This is a genomic window from Mycobacterium branderi (assembly GCF_010728725.1).
GTDB classification, from domain to species: Bacteria; Actinomycetota; Actinomycetes; order Mycobacteriales; family Mycobacteriaceae; genus Mycobacterium; species Mycobacterium branderi.
Window position 1 is genome coordinate 3011021 of sequence record NZ_AP022606.1, and the last position, 19372, is coordinate 3030392.

Consider the following 19372-nt stretch of genomic DNA (forward strand, 5'->3'; position numbering starts at 1 on the left):
GGCGTGAGCGGTAACGGAAAGCCGGTCGGTGTAGCGGTGCTGGGCTTGGGCAATGTCGGCAGTGAGGTTGTCCGCATCATCGAGGACAGCGCCGACGACCTCGCGGCCCGGATCGGTGCCCCCTTGGTGCTGCGCGGAATTGGTGTGCGCCGGGTGGCCGCCGACCGCGGCGTGCCCATCGAGTTGCTCACCGACAACATCGAAGAGCTGGTATCCCGCGAGGACGTCGACATTGTCGTCGAGCTGATGGGGCCGGTCGAACCGGCGCGCAAGGCGATCCTGTCGGCGCTCGAGCACGGCAAGTCCGTCGTCACCGCGAACAAGGCGCTGCTGTCGATCTCCACCGGCGAACTCGCCCAGGCGGCCGAAACCGCCAACGTCGACCTGTATTTCGAGGCCGCCGTGGCGGGTGCCATCCCGGTCATCCGCCCGCTGACCCAGTCGCTGGCAGGCGACACGGTTCAGCGGGTGGCCGGCATCGTCAACGGCACCACCAACTACATCCTCTCCGAGATGGCCAGCACCGGCGCCGACTACGCCGCTGCGTTGGCCGACGCGAGTGCGCTCGGCTATGCGGAGGCCGATCCCACCGCCGACGTCGAGGGTTACGACGCCGCCGCCAAGGCCGCCATCCTGGCGTCCATTGCCTTTCACACTCGCGTTACCGCCGACGACGTCTACCGGGAGGGCATCACTCACATCACTCCCGACGACTTCGAGTCGGCGCGCGCGCTGGGCTGCACCATCAAACTGCTGGCCATCTGTGAACGCGTCAAGGTCGACGGTGGCCAGCAACGCGTTTCGGCGCGGGTCTATCCCGCGCTGGTGCCGTTGAGCCATCCGCTGGCCGCGGTCAACGGCGCCTTCAACGCGGTGGTGGTCGAGGCCGAAGCCGCCGGTCGATTGATGTTCTACGGCCAGGGTGCCGGGGGAGCGCCGACCGCCTCGGCGGTAACCGGAGACTTGGTGATGGCCGCCCGCAACCGTGTGCTGGGCAGCCGCGGCCCACGGGAGTCCAAATACGCTCAGCTGCCGGTCATTCCGATAAGCCTCGCTTCGACCCGCTACTACGTCAGCATGCACGTCGCCGATGAGCCCGGCGTATTGTCCTCGGTGGCAGCAGAATTCGCCAAACGGGAAGTGAGCATCGCCGAAGTCCGGCAGGAAGGCGTGGTCGACCAGGGCGGCCAGCGGGTCGGGGCTCGCGTCGTCGTCGTCACCCACCGGGCCACCGACGGCGCACTGTCCGAAACGGTCGCCGCGCTGGAGGATCTGGATGTGGTGCAGGCCGTGGCCAGTGTGCTGCGGCTGGAAGGAACCAACCCATGAGTGTGCCGAAGACCAGCACCCATCAGCCGTGGCCGGGTGTGATTGCGGCCTACCGTGACCGGCTGCCCGTCGGCGACGACTGGACCCCGGTCACCCTGTTCGAGGGCGGCACCCCGTTGGTCCATGCGACCGGGCTGTCCGAGTTGACCGGCTGCACAGTGCATCTGAAGGTCGAGGGCCTCAATCCCACCGGCTCGTTCAAGGACCGCGGCATGACCATGGCGGTCACCGACGCGGTGGCCCGCGGCCAAAAGGCCGTGCTGTGCGCGTCGACGGGAAACACCTCGGCGTCGGCGGCCGCCTACGCTGCGCGCGCGGGCATCACCTGTGCGGTGCTCATACCACAGGGCAAGATCGCAATGGGCAAGCTGGCCCAGGCGGTGATGCACGGCGCCAAGATCATCCAGATCGACGGCAACTTCGACGACTGCCTGGAACTGGCCCGCAAGATGGCCAACGATTTTCCGACCATCTCACTGGTCAACTCGGTCAATCCGGTGCGCATCGAGGGCCAGAAGACGGCGGCATTCGAGATCGTCGACGCGCTCGGCGTCGCGCCTGACGTGCATGCGCTGCCGGTCGGCAACGCCGGCAACATCACCGCGTACTGGAAGGGCTACACCGAATATCACCGCGAGGGTGTCATCGACAAGCTGCCCCGCATGCTGGGAACCCAGGCGGCCGGCGCGGCGCCGCTGGTGCTGGGCCAGCCGGTGAGCAAGCCCGAGACCATCGCCACCGCGATCCGCATCGGCTCGCCGGCGTCGTGGACGTCGGCCGTCGAGGCGCAGCAGCAGTCTGGCGGGCGCTTCCTGGCTGCCACCGACGACGAGATCCTGGCCGCCTACCACCTGGTGGCCCGCTCCGAAGGGGTCTTCGTGGAGCCGGCGTCGGCGGCCAGCATCGCCGGTCTGCTCAAATCCATCGAGGACGGCTGGGTGCCGCGCGGCTCGACCGTCGTGTGTACGGTGACCGGCAATGGCCTCAAGGATCCCGACACCGCACTGAAAGACCTGCCGAGCGTGTCGCCCGTACCCGTCGACCCCGTCGCCGTCGTCGCGAAGTTGGGGCTCGTTTAGATGACCCCGGTGCTGCCTTCCGGGCTCTTGGCCAGCGCCGTCGTCGCGGCGTCGACCGCCAATCTCGGCCCGGGCTTCGACAGCATCGGCCTGGCGTTGAGTCTTTACGACGAAATCGTCGTCGAGACAACGACTTCCGGCTTGACCGTGCACGTCGAAGGTGAGGACGCCGAGCAACTCTCGCGCGGCGCCGATCACTTGGTGGTCCGGGCCGTCGAATGCGGCCTGCAGGCAGCCGGCGTCAGCGCTTCCGGCCTGGCCGTGCGATGTCGCAATGTGATCCCGCACTCTCGCGGGCTCGGCTCGTCCGCCGCGGCGGTGGTCGGAGGCCTCGCGGCAGTGAACGGCCTTCTGGCGCAAGTAGATTCGACTCCGCTCAGTGAAACGCAACTCATCCAGCTGGCCTCGCAGTTCGAAGGCCATCCGGACAACGCCGCGGCCGCAGTGCTCGGTGGCGCGGTGGTGTCGTGGACCGACAGCACCCGCGAGCCGCCCGGCTATGCCGCGGTGCCGTTGCGGCTCCACCCCGACATCCATCTGTTTCCGGCGATTCCCGAGGCCCGCTCGTCGACCGCGGAGACTCGGGTGCTGCTCCCCGCGCAGGTCAGCCACGGCGACGCGCGCTTCAACGTGAGCCGCGCTGCGCTGTTGGTCGTCGCCCTCACCGAACGGCCGGACCTGCTGATGGCCGCCACCGAGGATGTGCTGCACCAGCCCCAGCGGGCGCCCGCGATGCCGGCGTCGGCGGAATACCTTCGGCTGTTGCGGCGTTACGGCATTGCAGCTGTACTTTCCGGTGCCGGACCTGCGGTGATCGCACTGAGCACGGAGCCGGAGTTGCCCCCCGAGGCCATCGAGTACGGCATGGCAAACGGGTTCATCGTCCGCGAGATGAGCGCAGGCGACGGAGTTCGCTGGAGTTCTGGAGTTGCGGTTCCCAGTTGACGTCGACAGGCGGGAGACGGGTTTCTTGCTTCCGGCAAAAAAGCGGGTTATCCTCGGAGCCGTCCAGCAATCGCAGCTTCTGCATCATGCATAGACACTGCGTGCCACCAGGACAACCACCAATTCTTCTCGTGGACGATGGTTCGCCATTTAACTTGCCAGTCTTGGCGATCACCGTTGCAGAGTCGATGGTTGGCAGCACTCGGCGATTTGGCTGAATGCAACGAACCCCTCGCGTGATCCGATCAGCGAGGGAAGAAAGGAAATCCGTGACTGATACGGACCTCATCACGGCTGGCGACAGCACCCAGAACGACAAGCTGTCGAATTCCGTGACCCCAGACACTCCCACCGCTTCGGACGCATCCACGCCGGCGGTGAATACCAAAGACGGTTCGCTGTCCACGATGGTGCTTCCCGAATTGCGTGCGCTGGCCAACCGGGCCGGCGTCAAGGGCACCTCGGGCATGCGCAAGAACGAACTGATCGCGGCGATCCGGGAAATCCAAGGACACGCCAACGGCGCGGCGGCCAAAGAGGACGACAAGGCCGAACCGGCGGCTGCGCAAACCGATACGGTCTCCGACGAGGCTCCCCGCCGCGAACGACGCAGCGCTCCTCGCGATGCCGACTCCGCCGCTGCCGAGCAGGGCGACAAGCAGACCGAGACACGCGACCAGCAGGACACCAAGACCGACGAGCGCGAGTCGGACAAAGGTGCGGACCAGCAGGGCGGGCAGCAGAACCGCGGCGGCTCGAACCAGCAAGACGACGACGGCGAAGGACGCCAGGGCCGGCGGGGCCGCCGGTTCCGGGAGCGCAGGCGCCGCGGCGAGCGGTCCGGTGACGGCGGTGAAGCCGAACTGCGTGAAGACGACGTCGTCCAGCCTGTGGCCGGCATTCTCGACGTCCTGGACAACTACGCGTTCGTGCGCACCTCCGGCTATCTGGCCGGCCCGCACGACGTCTACGTGTCGATGAACATGGTGCGCAAGAACGGCTTGCGCCGCGGCGATGCCGTGACCGGCGCGGTGCGGGTGCCCCGAGAAGGGGAAGGCGGCGGGCAAAATCCCCGGCAGAAGTTCAACCCGCTGGTGCGTTTGGACACCGTCAACGGCGGGCCTGTCGAAGACGCCAAGAAGCGTCCGGAATTCGGCAAACTCACCCCGCTGTACCCCAACCAGCGGCTGCGCCTGGAAACCACCCCCGAACGGCTCACCACCCGGGTGATCGACCTGATCATGCCGATCGGGAAGGGCCAGCGTGCGCTGATCGTGTCGCCGCCGAAAGCGGGTAAGACGACGATCCTGCAGGACACCGCCAACGCGATCGCCAAGAACAATCCGGAATGCCACCTCATGGTCGTGCTCGTCGACGAGCGGCCCGAGGAGGTCACCGACATGCAGCGCTCGGTCAAGGGCGAGGTCATCGCCTCGACCTTCGACCGGCCACCGTCCGACCACACCTCGGTTGCCGAGCTGGCCATCGAGCGCGCCAAGCGGCTGGTCGAGCAGGGCAAGGACGTCGTGGTGTTGCTCGACTCGATCACCCGGCTGGGCCGCGCCTACAACAACGCCTCACCGGCGTCGGGCCGCATCCTGTCCGGTGGTGTGGACTCCACCGCGCTGTACCCGCCCAAGCGATTCCTCGGCGCTGCGCGCAACATCGAGGAAGGCGGGTCGCTGACCATCATCGCCACGGCGATGGTGGAGACCGGATCCACCGGTGACACAGTGATTTTCGAAGAGTTCAAGGGCACCGGTAACGCCGAGCTCAAACTGGACCGCAAGATCGCCGAGCGACGGGTGTTCCCCGCGGTCGACGTGGCCCCGTCCGGTACCCGCAAGGACGAATTGCTCTTGTCGCCAGACGAATTCGCGATCGTGCACAAACTGCGCAGGGTGCTCTCAGGGCTGGATTCGCATCAAGCGATCGATCTGCTGATCTCGCAGCTGCGCAAGACCAAGAACAACTACGAATTCCTGGTGCAGGTGTCCAAGACCACTCCGGGCATGGACAACGACTAACTGGACGTAGCACATCACTGCCAACCGCCAAACCGCCGTCCCGCTAACCAATTGACGTCGCGCCGGTAAGGTGCGAGTCCGTGGCGGACACTCTGCAGCAACTGCTTCGCGAACGCGTTGCCGACGACGGTCCGGCCGTGAAGTACGGCGACCGCGTGTGGAGTTGGCGCGAGCATCTCGCCGGCGCCTCGGCCGTCGCCGCCACCTTGATCGGCATCGCCGACCGCCAACGCCCACTGCATGTCGGCGCGCTGCTGGGCAACACACCGGAGATGCTCACCGCGACGGCGGCGGCTGCGCTGGGCGGCTATGTGCTGTGCGGCATCAACGACACCCGCCGCGGCGAGGCCCTGGCCCGGGACATCGTGCGGGCCGACTGCCAGATCCTGCTCACCGATGCCGCGCACCGCGGCCTGCTCGACGGTCTGGAGCTGCCCGGAGTACGGGTCTTCGACACGTCGAGCGGCGATTGGGCGAAGCTGCTCGCAACGGCCGGGCCGCTTACCCCGCAACGCGAGGTCACGCCCACCGACACCTTCATGATGATCTTCACCTCAGGCACCAGCGGCGAGCCGAAGGCGGTGCAGGTGACCCACCTGACCGTGCTGTTCGCCGGCACGACGCTGATCGAGCGGTTCGGGGTCACCCACTCCGACGTCTGTTATCTGTCGATGCCGCTGTTTCACTCCAACGCACTGTTGGCCGGCTGGAGCGTGGCGGTGGGCTCCGGGGCTGCGATGGTGCCGGCGACCTTCTCGGCGTCGCGTCTGCTGGCGGACCTGCGCCGCTACGGCGCGACGTACATGAACTACGTCGGCAAGCCGCTGGCCTACGTGCTGGCCACTCCCGAGCAGCCCGACGATCACGACAACCCGCTGCGGGTGGCGTTCGGCAACGAGGCCAGCGACCGCGACATCGCCGAGTTCAGCCGGCGGTTCGACTGCACGGTGTGGGACGGCTTCGGCTCCACCGAAGGCGCGATCATCATCACCCGCGAGGACGGCTGTCCGCCCGGCTCGCTGGGCCGCGGCTTTCCCGGCGTGGCGATCTACAACCCCGAAACGCTCACCGAGTGCCCTCCCGCCCGATTCGACGACGACGGCGCCCTGACCAACGCCGAGGAGGCGATCGGCGAGCTGGTCAACACCACCGGCGCCGGGCTGTTCGCCGGCTACTACAACGACCCGGACGCCACCGACGCGCGGCTGCGGGACGGCATGTACTGGTCGGGTGATTTGGCCTATCGCGACGACGACGGCTGGATCTATTTCGCCGGGCGCAGCGGGGACTGGCTGCGGGTCGACGGGGAGAACATGACGACGGCGCCCATCGAGCGCATCCTGCAGCGGTTGCCGGCGATCAGCCAGGTCGCGGTGTATGCGGTGCCCGACGAGCACGTCGGCGACCAGGTGATGGCCGCGATCGTACTGGCCGACGACGCCGAGTTGACACCGCAGGAGTTCGGCGAGTTCCTGGCCGGCCAGCCCGACCTTTCACCCAAGGCCTGGCCGCGCTACGTGTGGATCACCGACAGCCTGCCCAGCACGGCGACCAACAAGATCCTCAAGCGGGAGCTGCGGGCCCGCGGCACCGCGGTCTACGGCGGGGTGCTGTGGACGCGTGCGCCCCGCGAGAGGACCTATGGTGCTCGGGAATGCGCGCCGACGTCCCCGCGTTTGGGCTGAGGGCGGCTGAGCTGGCATAATCAACCGCCAACCCCTCAGGTTCCGGTTCACGTCCCATGACTGTGATGCGGGCGACCCGGCGGCCGACGATTGAAGAGGAAACCATGAAAACAGGCATTCACCCTGCGTACGTCGAGACCACCGTGGTCTGCGGGTGCGGCAACACTTTCACCACCCGCAGCACCAAGGAGAGCGGCCACATCGTGGTCGAGGTCTGCTCGCAGTGCCACCCGTTCTACACCGGCAAGCAGAAGATTCTGGACAGCGGCGGTCGTGTGGCCCGCTTCGAGAAGCGCTACGGCAAGCGCAAGGCCGGCGCCGACAAAGAGCCCAACGCCGACAAGTAGCGCCGACGCCCGAACCTGTCGCGGAACCCCGCGCAGGTCGGGCGTCGTTTTGTGTTCGGAGGTTCACATGACGCCGCGCCGGCGACGATGCAGAGCGAAGCGATGAGGAGGAGCGGCGCATGACGCCGCGCCGGCGACGATGCAGAGCGAAGCGATGAGGAGGAGCGGCGCATGACGCCGCGCCGGCGACGATGCAGAGCGAAGCGATGAGGAGGAGCGGCGCATGACGCCGCGCCGGCGACGATGCAGAGCGAAGCGATGAGGAGGAGCGGCGCATGACGCCGCGCCGGCGACGATGCAGAGCGAAGCGATGAGGAGGAGCGGCGCATGACGCGAAGCGTGCAAGCTATCGACGCGCTGCTGGCCGAACACGCCGAACTCGAGCGTCAGCTGGCCGATCCGGAACTGCACAGCAATCCGGCCAATGCCCGCAAAGTCGGCCGTCGCTTCGCCCAGTTGGCGCCGATCGTCGCCACCCACCGCAAACTCGAGACGGTGCGCGGCGACCTGGAGGCCGCACGGGAGCTGGCCGCCTCCGACGACTCGTTTGTCGCCGAGGTCGCCGAACTCGAAGTGCGGGCCGCCGAACTGGACACCCAGCTCACCGACATGCTGGCGCCTCGCGACCCGCACGACGCCGACGACATCCTGCTCGAGGTGAAATCCGGTGAGGGCGGCGAGGAATCGGCGTTGTTCGCCGCCGATTTGGCCAGGATGTACATCCGCTACGCCGAGCGGCATGGCTGGACGGTGACCGTCCTGGACGAGACCACCTCGGATCTGGGCGGCTACAAGGACGCCACACTGTCGATCGCCAGCAAGGGCGACTCCGCCGACGGCGTGTGGTCGCGAATGAAATTCGAGGGCGGCGTGCACCGCGTACAGCGCGTGCCGGTCACCGAATCCCAAGGGCGCGTGCATACTTCGGCGGCCGGCGTGCTGGTCTATCCGGAGCCCGAGGAAGTGGGGGAGGTGCAGATCGACGAGTCGGACCTGCGCATCGACGTCTACCGCTCGTCCGGCAAGGGCGGGCAAGGTGTCAACACCACCGACTCGGCGGTGCGTATCACCCACCTGCCCACCGGCATCGTCGTGACCTGCCAAAACGAGCGTTCCCAGCTGCAGAACAAGACCCGTGCCCTGCAGGTGCTGGCCGCCCGGCTGCAGGCGATGGCCGAGGAGCAGGCGCTGGCCGACGCCTCCGCCGATCGGGCCAGCCAGATCCGCACGGTGGACCGCAGCGAACGCATTCGCACGTACAACTTCCCGGAGAACCGCATCACCGACCACCGCATCGGCTACAAGTCACACAATCTGGATCAGGTTCTCGACGGCGACCTCGACGACTTGTTCGACGCGCTGAGCGCCGCAGACAAGCAGTCCCGACTGCAGCAGGCATGACTCAACTGCGGCACGCGATCGACTCGGCTGCTGCGAGATTGGCGGAAGCCGGAATCGACTCTGCCCGTTACGACGCTGAGGAGTTGGCCGCGTATCTGGCCGGCACCGAGCGCGGACGCCTCCCGCTGCTGGACTCACCCGGCGACGAGTTCTTCGCCCGCTACCAGTCGGTTATCTCGGAACGTTCGCGACGGGTGCCCCTGCAACACCTCACCGGCACGGTGGCCTTCGGGCCAGTGACGCTGAACGTCGGGCCAGGCGTGTTCATCCCGCGTCCGGAAACCGAGGCCATGCTGGAATGGGCTACCGCGCAACGTCTTCCCATCCCGCCGGTCATCGTCGACCTCTGCACCGGATCCGGCGCGCTGGCCGTCGCGCTGGCGCACTACTGGCCGTCGGCCCGGGTGCTGGGCGTCGACGACTCCGCCGTCGCCCTGGACTACGCCCGACGCAACACCGCCGGCACGGCGGTGAAACTGCTGCGCGCCGACGTCACCACCCCCGGCCTGCTCAGCGAGCTCGACGGCCACGTCGACCTGGTGGTGGCGAACCCGCCATACGTTCCTGACAACGCCGAGCTGGAAGCCGAAGTGGCACAACATGATCCGCCCCATGCGGTGTTCGGTGGCCCGGACGGGATGACGGTGATCACCGCGGTCACTGCGCTGGCCGGTCGGCTGTTGCGTCCGGGCGGCCTGTTCGCTGTCGAGCACGACGACACCACCTCGGCGCAGACATCTGAATTAGTCACCGGCACAGGGCTTTTCGACGAGATCGTGGCGCATGCTGATCTGGCCCGCCGGCCCAGGTTCGTGACCGCCCGCCGAAAGGGCAGCTATGACTGACGTTTTCGACTGCACCGACCCCGACCAGCGTGCTCGCGGAATCGCTGCGGCGGCCGGCGCGGTCAAGAACGGCCGGCTGATCGTCATGCCGACCGACACCGTCTACGGCATCGGCGCCGACGCCTTCGACAGCGCAGCAGTCGCCGCGCTGCTTGCGGCGAAGAGACGCGGTCGGGACATGCCGGTCGGAGTGCTGGTCGGCTCCTGGAACACCATCGACGGCCTGGCCCTCAACGTGCCACAGGGGACTCGGGACCTCATCCGCGCATTCTGGCCCGGCGCGCTCAGCCTGGTTGTCCAGCAGGCTCCGTCGCTGCAGTGGGACCTCGGCAATGCCCGCGGCACCGTGATGTTGCGGATGCCGCTGCACCCGGTTGCCATCGACGTGCTGCGCGAGGTCGGTCCGATGGCGGTGTCCAGCGCCAACGTCTCCGGGCAGCCGCCCGCCGTCGACGCCGACGATGCCCGTCGGCAACTCGGAGATTCCGTCGAGGTCTATCTCGACGCGGGTCCCTCCGCGCAGCAGGCGGCGTCGACGATCTTGGACCTGACCGGGCCGACCCCGCGCATCCTGCGGCCCGGGCCCGTGAGCGCAGACGCCATCGCCGCGGTGCTCGGGGTGGACGCCGCAGCTTTGATGGGCTGATCGGGTCATGCAGTACGGTCGCGAAGTGGTCAGCGTGCTTGCGCTTTCGGATCGCGGCACCGGCGTCCCGTTGCGCGAGCTTGCGCTGGTGGGGCTCACCGCCGCGATCATCACCTACTTCGCTACTGGACCGGTCCGTGTGATGGCGACCCGGTTCGGTGCGGTGGCCTACCCGCGCGAACGCGACGTCCATGAAACGCCGACGCCCCGGATGGGCGGACTGGCCATGTATCTCGGTGTCATCGCAGCTGTCTTTCTCGCATCCCAGCTTCCGGCGCTCACGCGCGGCTTCGTCTATTCCTCCGGCATGCCCGCCGTGCTGGTGGCCGGCGGCGTGATCATGGGCATCGGTCTGATCGACGACAAGTGGGGCCTCGACGCGCTGACGAAGTTCGCCGGCCAGATCACCGCGGCCAGCGTGCTCGTCACCATGGGCGTCGCCTGGAGCGTGCTCTACATCCCGGTCGGCGGCGTCGGAACCATCGTGCTGGACCAGGCTTCGTCGATCCTGCTGACGCTGGCGCTGACCGTGTCGATCGTCAACGCGATGAACTTCGTCGACGGCCTCGACGGACTGGCCGCGGGTCTCGGGCTCATCACCGCGCTGGCAATCTGCATGTTTTCCGTCGGCCTGCTTCGTGACCACGGCGGCGACGTCCTGTTCTATCCGCCCGCGGTGATCTCGGTGGTGCTTGCCGGGGCCTGCCTGGGATTCCTGCCACACAACTTCCACCGGGCCAAGATCTTCATGGGCGACTCCGGGTCGATGCTGATCGGCCTGATGCTGGCGGCCGCCTCGACAACGGCAGCGGGACCCATTTCGCAGAACGCCTACGGCGCCCGCGATGTGTTTGCTCTGCTGTCCCCGTTCCTGTTGGTGGTAGCGGTCATGTTCGTGCCCATGCTCGACATGTTGCTGGCGGTGATTCGTCGCACCCGCGCCGGTGTGCACTTCTCCACCCCGGACAAAATGCACCTGCATCACCGCCTGCTCCAGATCGGTCACTCACATCGCCGCGTGGTCCTACTCATCTATCTGTGGGTGGGCATCGTCGCGTTCGGGGCGGCGAGCTCGATTTTCTTCGACCCGCGTGAGACCGGAGTGGTGATGCTGGCCGCGATCGTTGTCGCGATCATCGCCACGTTGATCCCATTGCTACGACGCGGCGACGACGTCTACGACGAGGAGTAGTAGGGTCGCCTTCCGTGTGGTACGGTGCAGCTAGAACCCGAAATAAACCTCGCGGGTTGCCGGCCACCGGCCGTCGGATTCAGTTCCGATCGCGCCGACCTACGACCGACATGGGGAGCTACTCCTTGGGTGATTCGAGCGCGGTATTTGCCCTCCGATACGCTGTGGCGGGCCACGCACGAATCAACCAGGCCACTCTTCCCCCGAGCGAGGACTGAGGTGCAGCTGTGACAACGCCAGCGCAGGACGCGCCGTTGGTGTTTCCGTCCGTTGCGTTCCGGCCGATCCGGCTACTTGTCATCTCCGTTGTCCTGACCGCTGGGGCGATCGCCGCGGCCGGTTGGCTCGACCATCCGATGCTCGGCGTCTTCTTCGGGATCGGGCTTCTGATGGGTTTGCTCAACGCCCTCGGTGTGCGGCGTTCGGTCGCGGTGATCACCGCCGACGCGCATCCGCTGAAAAAGAAGATGGCGTTGAATTCGGCGGGGCGGCTCCTGGTTATCTCCGTGATCGGACTGATCATCGCGTTTGCCTTCCGGCCGGAGGGGTTGGGCGTAGTTTTTGGACTGGCGCTTTTCCAGGTGCTGCTTGTGCTCAGCACCGCTCTGCCGGTTTGGCGGAAGATGCGCGCGGGAACCGTCGAGCCGGCTGCGGGCGGCAGCGGTACTGAGGGGAGGGAAGGCAGTGATGACTGAGGCGCTGCTGGCCGAGGCAAACATCGAAGTCGGCGAGCACACCACCGCCAATTGGTTCGGGCTGACGGTCAACACCGACACGGTCCTGTCGAGCGCCATCGCCGCGGTCATCGTGATCGCGCTGGCATTCTTCCTGCGCGCCAAGGTCACCTCGAGTGGTGTGCCGGGCGGTGTGCAGCTGTTCTTCGAGGCGATCACCATCGGCATGCGCAATCAGATCGAGAGCGCGATCGGCATGCGGATCGCCCCGTTCGTGCTGCCGCTGGCGGTCACGATCTTCGTCTACATCCTGATCTCCAACTGGCTCTCGGTGCTGCCGCTGCAGTACACCGACGCTGCCGGTCACACCACCGAGTTGCTCAAGTCGGCCGCGGCGGACATCAACTACGTGCTGGCTTTGGCGCTCTTCGTGTTCATCTGCTACCACGCGGCCGGTTTCCGTCGGCGCGGCATAGTGGGACACCCGGTCGGGGTGCTCAAGGGTCACGTCGCTTTCATGGCCCCCTTTAATCTCGTCGAAGAGGTCGCAAAGCCGATCTCGTTGTCGCTCCGACTTTTTGGCAACATCTTCGCCGGTGGGATCCTGGTCGCGCTGATCGCGCTCTTCCCGCCGTATATCTTGTGGGCGCCCAACGCCATCTGGAAGGCATTCGACCTGTTCGTCGGGTTGATCCAGGCCTTCATCTTCGCGTTGCTGACGATCTTGTACTTCAGTCAGGCAATGGAAATGGAAGAAGACCACGGGTAGACGATTCACGAGTTCGCCTGAGGCAAGGACCACTACAGGAATCTGGTAGACCGCTACCAGACGTCAAGGAGGATATGGAATGGCAGGACTGGACCCACAAATCGCAGCCGGCGCGCTCATTGGCGGCGGGCTGATCCTGGGCGGCGGCGCTGTCGGCGCGGCTATCGGTGACGGCATCGCCGGTAACGCGCTGATCTCCGGTGTAGCCCGGCAGCCCGAAGCCCAGGGCCGGCTGTTCACCCCGTTCTTCATCACCGTCGGTCTGGTGGAGGCCATGTACTTCATCAACCTGGCATTCATGGCGTTGTTCGTCTTCGCCACACCAGTCAAGTAATCCGCAGGAATGGGTGACATGAGCGCTACCGTCCTGGCCGTCGCAAGCCGGGCCGCCGAGGAAGCAGAAGGCAACAACTTCCTCATTCCCAACGGAACCTTCTTCGTCGTGCTGATCATCTTCTTGATCGTGCTCGGCGTGATCGGCACCTTTGTCGTGCCGCCGATCATGAGGGTGCTCCATGAGCGCGAGAACATGGTCACCAAAACCCTGGAGGACAACAGGAAATCGGCTGAGCAGTTCGCCGCTGCCCAGGAAGATTTCGAGAAGGCGATGTCCGAGGCCCGGGTGGAAGCGTCGGCCGCCCGCGACAATGCCCGGGCCGAAGGACGCAAGGTCATCGAGGACATGCGCGGTCGCGCCGAAGAACAGGTGGCCGCGACGCTTCAGGACGCTGCAGAGCAACTCAAGCGGGAGGGCGACGCCGTGGCTGCGGAGCTGCGCTCCCGGGTCGAGGGCATGGCCACCACCCTGGCCAGCCGCATCCTGGGCGTCGAGATCACCACCTCCGTCACGACGACCGCCACCGGGTCGAGGCGGTAAGGCCGATGTCGACTTTCATCGGGCAACTGGCCGGGTTCATCGCCATCGTGTTGTTGGTTTGGCGCTATGTCGTGCCGCCGGTGCGCAAGCTGATGGTCGAGCGGCAGGAAACCGTTCGGCAACAGCTGGAAGACTCGGCGGCTGCCGCCAAGCAGCTGGAGGAAGCCAGCCAGGCTCACACCAAGGCTCTCGAAGACGCCAAGGCTGAGGCCAAGCGGGTCACCGAGGAGGCGCGCACCGACGCGGAACGTATCGCCGAACAATTGCGCGCCCAGGCCGACCTCGAAGTCGAGCGCATCAAGACCCAGGGTGCCAAGCAGGTCGAGCTGCTGCGCGCGCAGCTGATCCGCCAGCTGCGAGCAGACATCGGCGCCGAATCCGTGCAGCGCGCAGGCGAGTTGGTGCGCGGCTACGTGGCCGAACCGGAGCAGCAGGCGGGCACCGTCGACCGTTTTCTCGACGAACTCGAGGCGATGGCGCCCTCAGCAGCCGAAGTCGAGTATCCCGTCCTGGCCAAGATGCGTTCGGCCAGCCGACGTGCGCTGGCCGCCCTCGTTGACCGGTTCGGCGAAATCGCCGAGAACCTCGACGACGACGGATTGTCCACCCTCGCCGACGACTTGGCATCGGTGGCATCGTTGCTCAATCGCGAGATCGTGGTCACCCGGTATCTCACCGTGCCCGCCGAAGATGCGGGACCCAGAGTCCGTCTCCTCGAGCGGCTGGTGTCCGGGAAGGTGGGAGAGCCGGCGCTCGAGGTCCTCAAGAGCGCAGTCGCCGAACGTTGGTCCACCGGTTCTGATCTGGTCGACGCCGTGGAACACGTTGCGCGTCATGCACTGTTGATGCGCGCCGAACAAGCCGGTCAGGTCGACGAGGTGGAAGACCAGCTGTTCCGGTTCAACCGCATCCTCGACGCCGAGCCGCGTCTGGCCATCCTGCTGGGCGACTACTCTGCCCCCGCCGAAGGACGGGTTCGGCTGCTGCGCAAGGTGCTCGACAGCGCGGACACCCCCGTCAACCCGGTCGCATCGGCGCTGCTCTCCCAAACCGTCCAATTGCTGCGCGGGCAATCTGTCGAGGACGCCGTGCTCCAACTCGCCGAAGTGGCGGTGGCCCGCCGCGGCGAGGTCGTCGCACACGTCAGCGCTGCAACCGAACTCAGCGACACCCAGCGCAACCGCATCACCGAGGTGCTGAGCCGTATCTACGGCCACCCGGTGACGGTGCAGATGCAGATCGATCCCGAGCTACTGGGCGGACTGTCGATCTCGGTCGGCGACGAGGTGATCGACGGGACGCTGTCGTCTCGTCTCGCCAAAGCGCAGACCCAGCTACCGGACTGAACAACCACCTAATCACCACAATCAACAAGCAGGAAGACGAAAAGCCATGGCAGAGTTGACAATCTCCGCTGACGACATTCAGGGCGCGATCGAGGAATACGTAAGCTCCTTCACCTCCGACACCGCCCGGGAAGAGGTCGGTACCGTCATCGACGCGGGCGACGGTATCGCGCACGTCGAGGGCCTGCCGTCGGTGATGACGCAGGAGCTGCTCGAATTCCCCGGGGGGGTCTTGGGCGTCGCGCTCAACCTCGACGAGCACAGCGTCGGTGCGGTGATCCTGGGTGACTTCGAGAAAATCGAAGAGGGCCAGCAGGTTAAGCGCACCGGCGACGTGTTGTCGGTCCCGGTCGGCGACGGGTTCCTGGGCCGGGTGGTCAATCCGCTCGGTCAGCCGATCGACGGTCGCGGCGACATCGAAGCGCAGGAACGCAGGGCGTTGGAGATCCAGGCGCCGTCGGTGGTGCAGCGTCAGGGCGTCAAAGAACCACTGCAGACCGGGATCAAGGCCATCGACTCGATGACCCCGATCGGGCGCGGCCAGCGCCAGCTGATCATCGGCGACCGCAAGACCGGCAAGACCGCGGTGTGCGTCGACACCATTCTCAACCAGCGTCAGAACTGGGAATCCGGCGACGAGCAAAAGCAGGTGCGCTGCGTCTACGTCGCCATTGGGCAAAAAGGCACCACGATCGCGTCCGTTCACCACACCCTCGAAGAGGGCGGTGCGATGGACTACACGACGATTGTCGCCGCGCCCGCATCGGACTCCGCCGGCTTCAAATGGCTTGCGCCATACACTGGCTCGGCGATCGCTCAGCACTGGATGTATGAGGGCAAGCATGTGCTGATCGTGTTCGACGACCTTTCCAAGCAGGCTGAGGCATACCGCGCGATCTCGCTGCTGCTGCGCCGCCCGCCGGGCCGCGAAGCCTACCCGGGCGACGTGTTCTATCTGCACTCGCGGCTGTTGGAGCGCTGCGCCAAGCTCTCCGACGAGCTCGGCGGCGGCTCGCTGACCGGCCTGCCGATCATCGAAACCAAGGCCAACGACATCTCGGCCTACATCCCGACCAACGTCATCTCGATCACCGACGGGCAGTGCTTCTTGGAATCCGACCTGTTCAACCAGGGTGTGCGACCGGCGATCAACGTCGGCGTGTCGGTGTCCCGGGTCGGTGGCGCCGCACAGATCAAGGCTATGAAAGAAGTAGCCGGGTCGCTGCGACTGGACCTGTCGCAGTACCGCGAACTGGAGTCGTTCGCGGCCTTCGCCTCCGACTTGGACGCCACATCCAAGGCGCAGTTGGCCCGTGGTGAGCGCTTGGTCGAATTGCTCAAGCAGCCGCAAAACCAGCCGGTACCGGTTGAGGAGCAGGTGGTTGCGATCTTCCTCGGCACCGGCGGTCACCTGGATTCGGTTCCGGTGGAAGACGTTCGGCGCTTCGAAAGCGAGTTCCTCGACCACGTTCGCGCTTCCGAAGAGGCCATTCTGTCCGAGATTCGGGAATCGCAGAAGCTCAGCGACGAGTTGGCCGACAAGCTGACCGAGGTGGTCAACGAGTTCAAGAAGGGCTTCGCGGCGACGGGCGGCGGCTCGGTGGTGCCCGACGAGCACGTCGACGCCCTTGACGAAGACAAACTGGCGAAGGAGGCGGTGCAGGTGCACAAGCCGGCGCCGCCGAAGAAGAAGAAGTAAGCGAAAATGGCTGCCACACTTCGCGAACTGCGGGGTCGGATCCGCTCCGCCGGGTCGATCAAAAAGATCACCAAGGCGCAAGAAATGATCGCTACCTCGCGCATCGGCAAGGCGCAGGCTCGGCTGGAGGCTGCCCGCCCGTACGCCACGGAAATCACCCGGATGCTCACCACCCTGGCCGAGGAAGCGGCTTTGGACCATCCGCTGCTGGTCGAGCAACCGGAGCCCAAACGTGCCGGGGTGCTGGTGGTCTCGTCTGACCGCGGCCTCTGCGGCGCGTACAACTCCAGCGTCTTGCGCCGAGCCGAGGAGCTCTTCTCGCTGCTGCGGGAGGAGGGCAAGACGCCGGTGCTCTACGTCGTGGGTCGTAAAGCGTTGAATTACTACACGTTCCGCAACTGGGACATCAGCGAATCGTGGACGGGGTTCTCGGAGCGACCCAGCTATGAGAATGCGGCCGAGGTCGCCGAGACGTTGGTGAATGCGTTCATGGCCGGGGCGGCGGAAGGCGGTGAGCCACAGGGACAGGGTGGTCCTGCCCCCGTCGACGAGCTGCACATCGTCTACACCGAGTTCAAATCGATGATGTCGCAGTCCGCGGAGGCGCACCGGATTGCGCCGATGGTTATCGAGTATGTCGAGGAAGAAGCCGGACTGCACACGCTGTATTCATTCGAGCCGGATGCCACGACGCTGTTCGAGTCGTTGCTGCCGCGGTACCTGACCACCCGGGTATATACGGCGATGCTGGAGTCCGCGGCGTCCGAGTTGGCGTCACGCCAACGGGCAATGAAATCAGCGAGCGACAACGCCGACGATCTCATCAGGGATCTCACGCTGCAGGCTAACCGCGAGCGGCAGGCACAAATCACCCAGGAAATCAGCGAAATCGTCGGTGGCGCAAACGCGCTCGCCGAAGCCGCTGGATAAGCCCCTCTAGGAAGCGAAGAGATATGGCTGCTACCCAACAGACTCAAAAGTCGAACAACGCCAAGACCAACGACAACAACGGGCGCGTGGTGCGGGTGACCGGACCCGTCGTCGACGTCGAGTTTCCGCGCGGGTCCGTGCCGGACCTGTTCAACGCGCTGCACGCCGACGTCACCTTCAAATCACTGGCGAAGACGCTGACACTCGAAGTGGCCCAGCACCTCGGCGACAACCTGGTGCGCACCATCTCCCTGCAGCCCACCGATGGGCTGGTGCGCGGGGTCGAGGTGATCGACACCGGCGCCTCGATTTCGGTTCCCGTCGGCGACGGAGTCAAGGGCCACGTCTTCAACGCGCTGGGTGACTGTCTGGATGACGAGGGCTACGGAAAAGACTTCGAGCACTGGCCCATCCACCGCAAGCCACCGGCGTTCGACGAGCTGGAGCCTCGCACCGAGATGCTCGAGACCGGCCTGAAAGTCGTCGACCTCCTGACGCCCTATGTACGCGGCGGCAAGATCGCGCTGTTCGGCGGTGCGGGCGTGGGCAAGACGGTGCTCATCCAGGAGATGATCAACCGCATCGCTCGAAACTTCGGCGGTACTTCGGTTTTCGCCGGCGTGGGTGAGCGGACCCGCGAGGGTAACGACCTGTGGGTCGAACTGGGCGAAGCCGACGTGCTCAAGGACACCGCGTTGGTGTTCGGCCAGATGGACGAGCCGCCCGGCACCCGTATGCGGGTGGCGCTGTCGGCGCTCACCATGGCCGAGTACTTCCGCGACGAGCAGGGCCAGGACGTGCTGTTGTTCATCGACAACATCTTCCGGTTCACCCAGGCCGGTTCGGAGGTGTCGACGCTGCTTGGCCGGATGCCCTCGGCGGTGGGTTATCAGCCCACGCTGGCCGACGAAATGGGTGAGCTGCAAGAGCGGATTACCTCGACGCGCGGCAAGTCGATCACCTCGATGCAGGCGGTGTACGTCCCCGCCGACGACTACACCGACCCCGCGCCTGCGACCACCTTCGCCCACCTTGACGCCACCACCGAGCTGAGCCGGTCGGTGTTCTCGAAAGGCATCTTCCCGGCAGTGGACCCGCTGGCGTCCAGCTCGACCATCCTCGACCCGGCCGTGGTCGGCGACGAGCACTACCGGGTGGCGCAGGAAGTCATTCGGATCCTGCAGCGCTACAAGGATCTTCAGGACATCATCGCGATTCTTGGTATCGATGAGCTCTCCGAAGAGGACAAGCAGCAGGTGCAGCGCGCACGGCGTATCGAACGCTTCCTCTCGCAGAACATGATGGCCGCCGAGCAGTTCACCGGTCAGCCGGGTTCCACGGTGCCGGTGAAGGAGACCATCGAGGCCTTCGACCGGCTCTGCAAGGGCGAGTTCGACCACGTCCCCGAGCAGGCCTTCTTCCTGATCGGTGGTCTGGACGACTTGGCCAAGAAGGCGGAGACGTTCGGCGCCAAGCTGGACGGCGGCGGTTCGAAGAAGTCCGGCGCCAAGAAAGACAATGGCGGCAACGGGACAGCCAAAGACGGCGACTGAGCGAGGGTTCAGCGGCGAAAGGTTAGTG

General features: G+C 65.9%; 18 protein-coding genes. All 18 read left to right on the forward strand.

The window, feature by feature from the left end; genetic code table 11:
• Window positions 1–3: 3 nt before the first annotated feature.
• Window positions 4–1329, forward strand: coding sequence for a homoserine dehydrogenase (locus G6N47_RS15380; RefSeq protein ID WP_083132627.1), 1326 nt, complete (start codon window positions 4–6; stop codon window positions 1327–1329).
• Complete coding sequence (thrC, locus tag G6N47_RS15385; RefSeq protein ID WP_083132628.1) at window positions 1326–2408, forward strand: threonine synthase; 1083 nt, start codon at window positions 1326–1328, stop codon at window positions 2406–2408. Before G6N47_RS15380 ends, thrC begins: the two co-directional genes overlap by 4 nt.
• The gene (gene thrB / locus G6N47_RS15390; protein ID WP_083132629.1) at window positions 2409–3353 is read left to right on the forward strand and encodes a homoserine kinase; all 945 of its coding nucleotides are present in this window, start codon (window positions 2409–2411) and stop codon (window positions 3351–3353) included. It begins immediately after the preceding gene.
• Between the two features lie 269 nt (window positions 3354–3622).
• Window positions 3623–5380, forward strand: a complete 1758-nt coding sequence (gene rho / locus G6N47_RS15395) for a transcription termination factor Rho (RefSeq protein WP_083132630.1) — start codon at window positions 3623–3625, stop codon at window positions 5378–5380.
• Window positions 5381–5460: 80 nt separating this feature from the next.
• Complete coding sequence (gene fadD1 / locus G6N47_RS15400; RefSeq protein WP_083132631.1) at window positions 5461–7065, forward strand: fatty-acid--CoA ligase FadD1; 1605 nt, start codon at window positions 5461–5463, stop codon at window positions 7063–7065.
• 104 nt (window positions 7066–7169) lie between these two features.
• The gene (rpmE, locus tag G6N47_RS15405) at window positions 7170–7412 is read left to right on the forward strand and encodes a 50S ribosomal protein L31 (RefSeq protein WP_083132651.1); all 243 of its coding nucleotides are present in this window, start codon (window positions 7170–7172) and stop codon (window positions 7410–7412) included.
• A gap of 327 nt (window positions 7413–7739) precedes the next feature.
• Complete coding sequence (prfA, locus tag G6N47_RS15410) at window positions 7740–8813, forward strand: peptide chain release factor 1 (protein ID WP_083134776.1); 1074 nt, start codon at window positions 7740–7742, stop codon at window positions 8811–8813.
• Window positions 8810–9658, forward strand: a complete 849-nt coding sequence (gene prmC, locus G6N47_RS15415; protein WP_083134775.1) for a peptide chain release factor N(5)-glutamine methyltransferase — start codon at window positions 8810–8812, stop codon at window positions 9656–9658. Before prfA ends, prmC begins: the two co-directional genes overlap by 4 nt.
• Window positions 9651–10304 (forward strand): L-threonylcarbamoyladenylate synthase, encoded by a 654-nt coding sequence (locus G6N47_RS15420; protein ID WP_083134774.1) that lies wholly within the window; start codon window positions 9651–9653, stop codon window positions 10302–10304. The genes prmC and G6N47_RS15420 overlap by 8 nt, the downstream gene beginning before the upstream one ends.
• A gap of 7 nt (window positions 10305–10311) precedes the next feature.
• Window positions 10312–11496 (forward strand): glycosyltransferase family 4 protein, encoded by a 1185-nt coding sequence (locus tag G6N47_RS15425; RefSeq protein WP_083134773.1) that lies wholly within the window; start codon window positions 10312–10314, stop codon window positions 11494–11496.
• Window positions 11497–11723: 227 nt separating this feature from the next.
• On the forward strand, window positions 11724–12191 hold the full coding sequence (locus G6N47_RS15430; RefSeq protein ID WP_083134772.1) for an ATP synthase subunit I: 468 nt from the start codon (window positions 11724–11726) through the stop codon (window positions 12189–12191).
• Window positions 12184–12939, forward strand: a complete 756-nt coding sequence (gene atpB / locus G6N47_RS15435; protein WP_083134771.1) for a F0F1 ATP synthase subunit A — start codon at window positions 12184–12186, stop codon at window positions 12937–12939. The genes G6N47_RS15430 and atpB overlap by 8 nt, the downstream gene beginning before the upstream one ends.
• Window positions 12940–13027: 88 nt before the next feature.
• Window positions 13028–13273: a F0F1 ATP synthase subunit C gene (locus G6N47_RS15440; protein ID WP_099539703.1), complete on the forward strand. Its 246-nt coding sequence runs from the start codon at window positions 13028–13030 to the stop codon at window positions 13271–13273.
• A gap of 9 nt (window positions 13274–13282) precedes the next feature.
• A complete protein-coding gene (locus tag G6N47_RS15445) occupies window positions 13283–13816 on the forward strand; it encodes a F0F1 ATP synthase subunit B (protein WP_083134770.1) in 534 nt (177 codons plus the stop codon).
• A gap of 5 nt (window positions 13817–13821) precedes the next feature.
• Complete coding sequence (locus G6N47_RS15450; protein WP_083134769.1) at window positions 13822–15162, forward strand: F0F1 ATP synthase subunit B/delta; 1341 nt, start codon at window positions 13822–13824, stop codon at window positions 15160–15162.
• A gap of 46 nt (window positions 15163–15208) precedes the next feature.
• A complete protein-coding gene (gene atpA, locus G6N47_RS15455) occupies window positions 15209–16861 on the forward strand; it encodes a F0F1 ATP synthase subunit alpha (protein ID WP_083134768.1) in 1653 nt (550 codons plus the stop codon).
• A 6-nt stretch (window positions 16862–16867) separates the two neighbouring features.
• Window positions 16868–17791 (forward strand): F0F1 ATP synthase subunit gamma, encoded by a 924-nt coding sequence (locus G6N47_RS15460; protein WP_083134767.1) that lies wholly within the window; start codon window positions 16868–16870, stop codon window positions 17789–17791.
• 23 nt (window positions 17792–17814) lie between these two features.
• Window positions 17815–19344, forward strand: a complete 1530-nt coding sequence (gene atpD, locus G6N47_RS15465) for a F0F1 ATP synthase subunit beta (protein ID WP_083134766.1) — start codon at window positions 17815–17817, stop codon at window positions 19342–19344.
• Window positions 19345–19372: the final 28 nt, after the last annotated feature.

What these genes read in the sequence shown, in the direction of transcription:
- G6N47_RS15450 (WP_083134769.1), top strand. Translation starts at nt 13,822, where the DNA reads ATGTCGACTTTCATCGGGCAACTGGCCGGGTTCATCGCCATCGTGTTG.
- G6N47_RS15425 (WP_083134773.1), top strand. Translation starts at nt 10,312, where the DNA reads ATGCAGTACGGTCGCGAAGTGGTCAGCGTGCTTGCGCTTTCGGATCGC.
- rpmE (WP_083132651.1), top strand. Translation starts at nt 7,170, where the DNA reads ATGAAAACAGGCATTCACCCTGCGTACGTCGAGACCACCGTGGTCTGC.
- thrC (WP_083132628.1), top strand. Translation starts at nt 1,326, where the DNA reads ATGAGTGTGCCGAAGACCAGCACCCATCAGCCGTGGCCGGGTGTGATT.
- atpB (WP_083134771.1), top strand. Translation starts at nt 12,184, where the DNA reads ATGACTGAGGCGCTGCTGGCCGAGGCAAACATCGAAGTCGGCGAGCAC.
- prmC (WP_083134775.1), top strand. Translation starts at nt 8,810, where the DNA reads ATGACTCAACTGCGGCACGCGATCGACTCGGCTGCTGCGAGATTGGCG.
- atpD (WP_083134766.1), top strand. Translation starts at nt 17,815, where the DNA reads ATGGCTGCTACCCAACAGACTCAAAAGTCGAACAACGCCAAGACCAAC.
- G6N47_RS15460 (WP_083134767.1), top strand. Translation starts at nt 16,868, where the DNA reads ATGGCTGCCACACTTCGCGAACTGCGGGGTCGGATCCGCTCCGCCGGG.
- atpA (WP_083134768.1), top strand. Translation starts at nt 15,209, where the DNA reads ATGGCAGAGTTGACAATCTCCGCTGACGACATTCAGGGCGCGATCGAG.
- thrB (WP_083132629.1), top strand. Translation starts at nt 2,409, where the DNA reads ATGACCCCGGTGCTGCCTTCCGGGCTCTTGGCCAGCGCCGTCGTCGCG.
- prfA (WP_083134776.1), top strand. Translation starts at nt 7,740, where the DNA reads ATGACGCGAAGCGTGCAAGCTATCGACGCGCTGCTGGCCGAACACGCC.
- G6N47_RS15445 (WP_083134770.1), top strand. Translation starts at nt 13,283, where the DNA reads ATGGGTGACATGAGCGCTACCGTCCTGGCCGTCGCAAGCCGGGCCGCC.
- G6N47_RS15420 (WP_083134774.1), top strand. Translation starts at nt 9,651, where the DNA reads ATGACTGACGTTTTCGACTGCACCGACCCCGACCAGCGTGCTCGCGGA.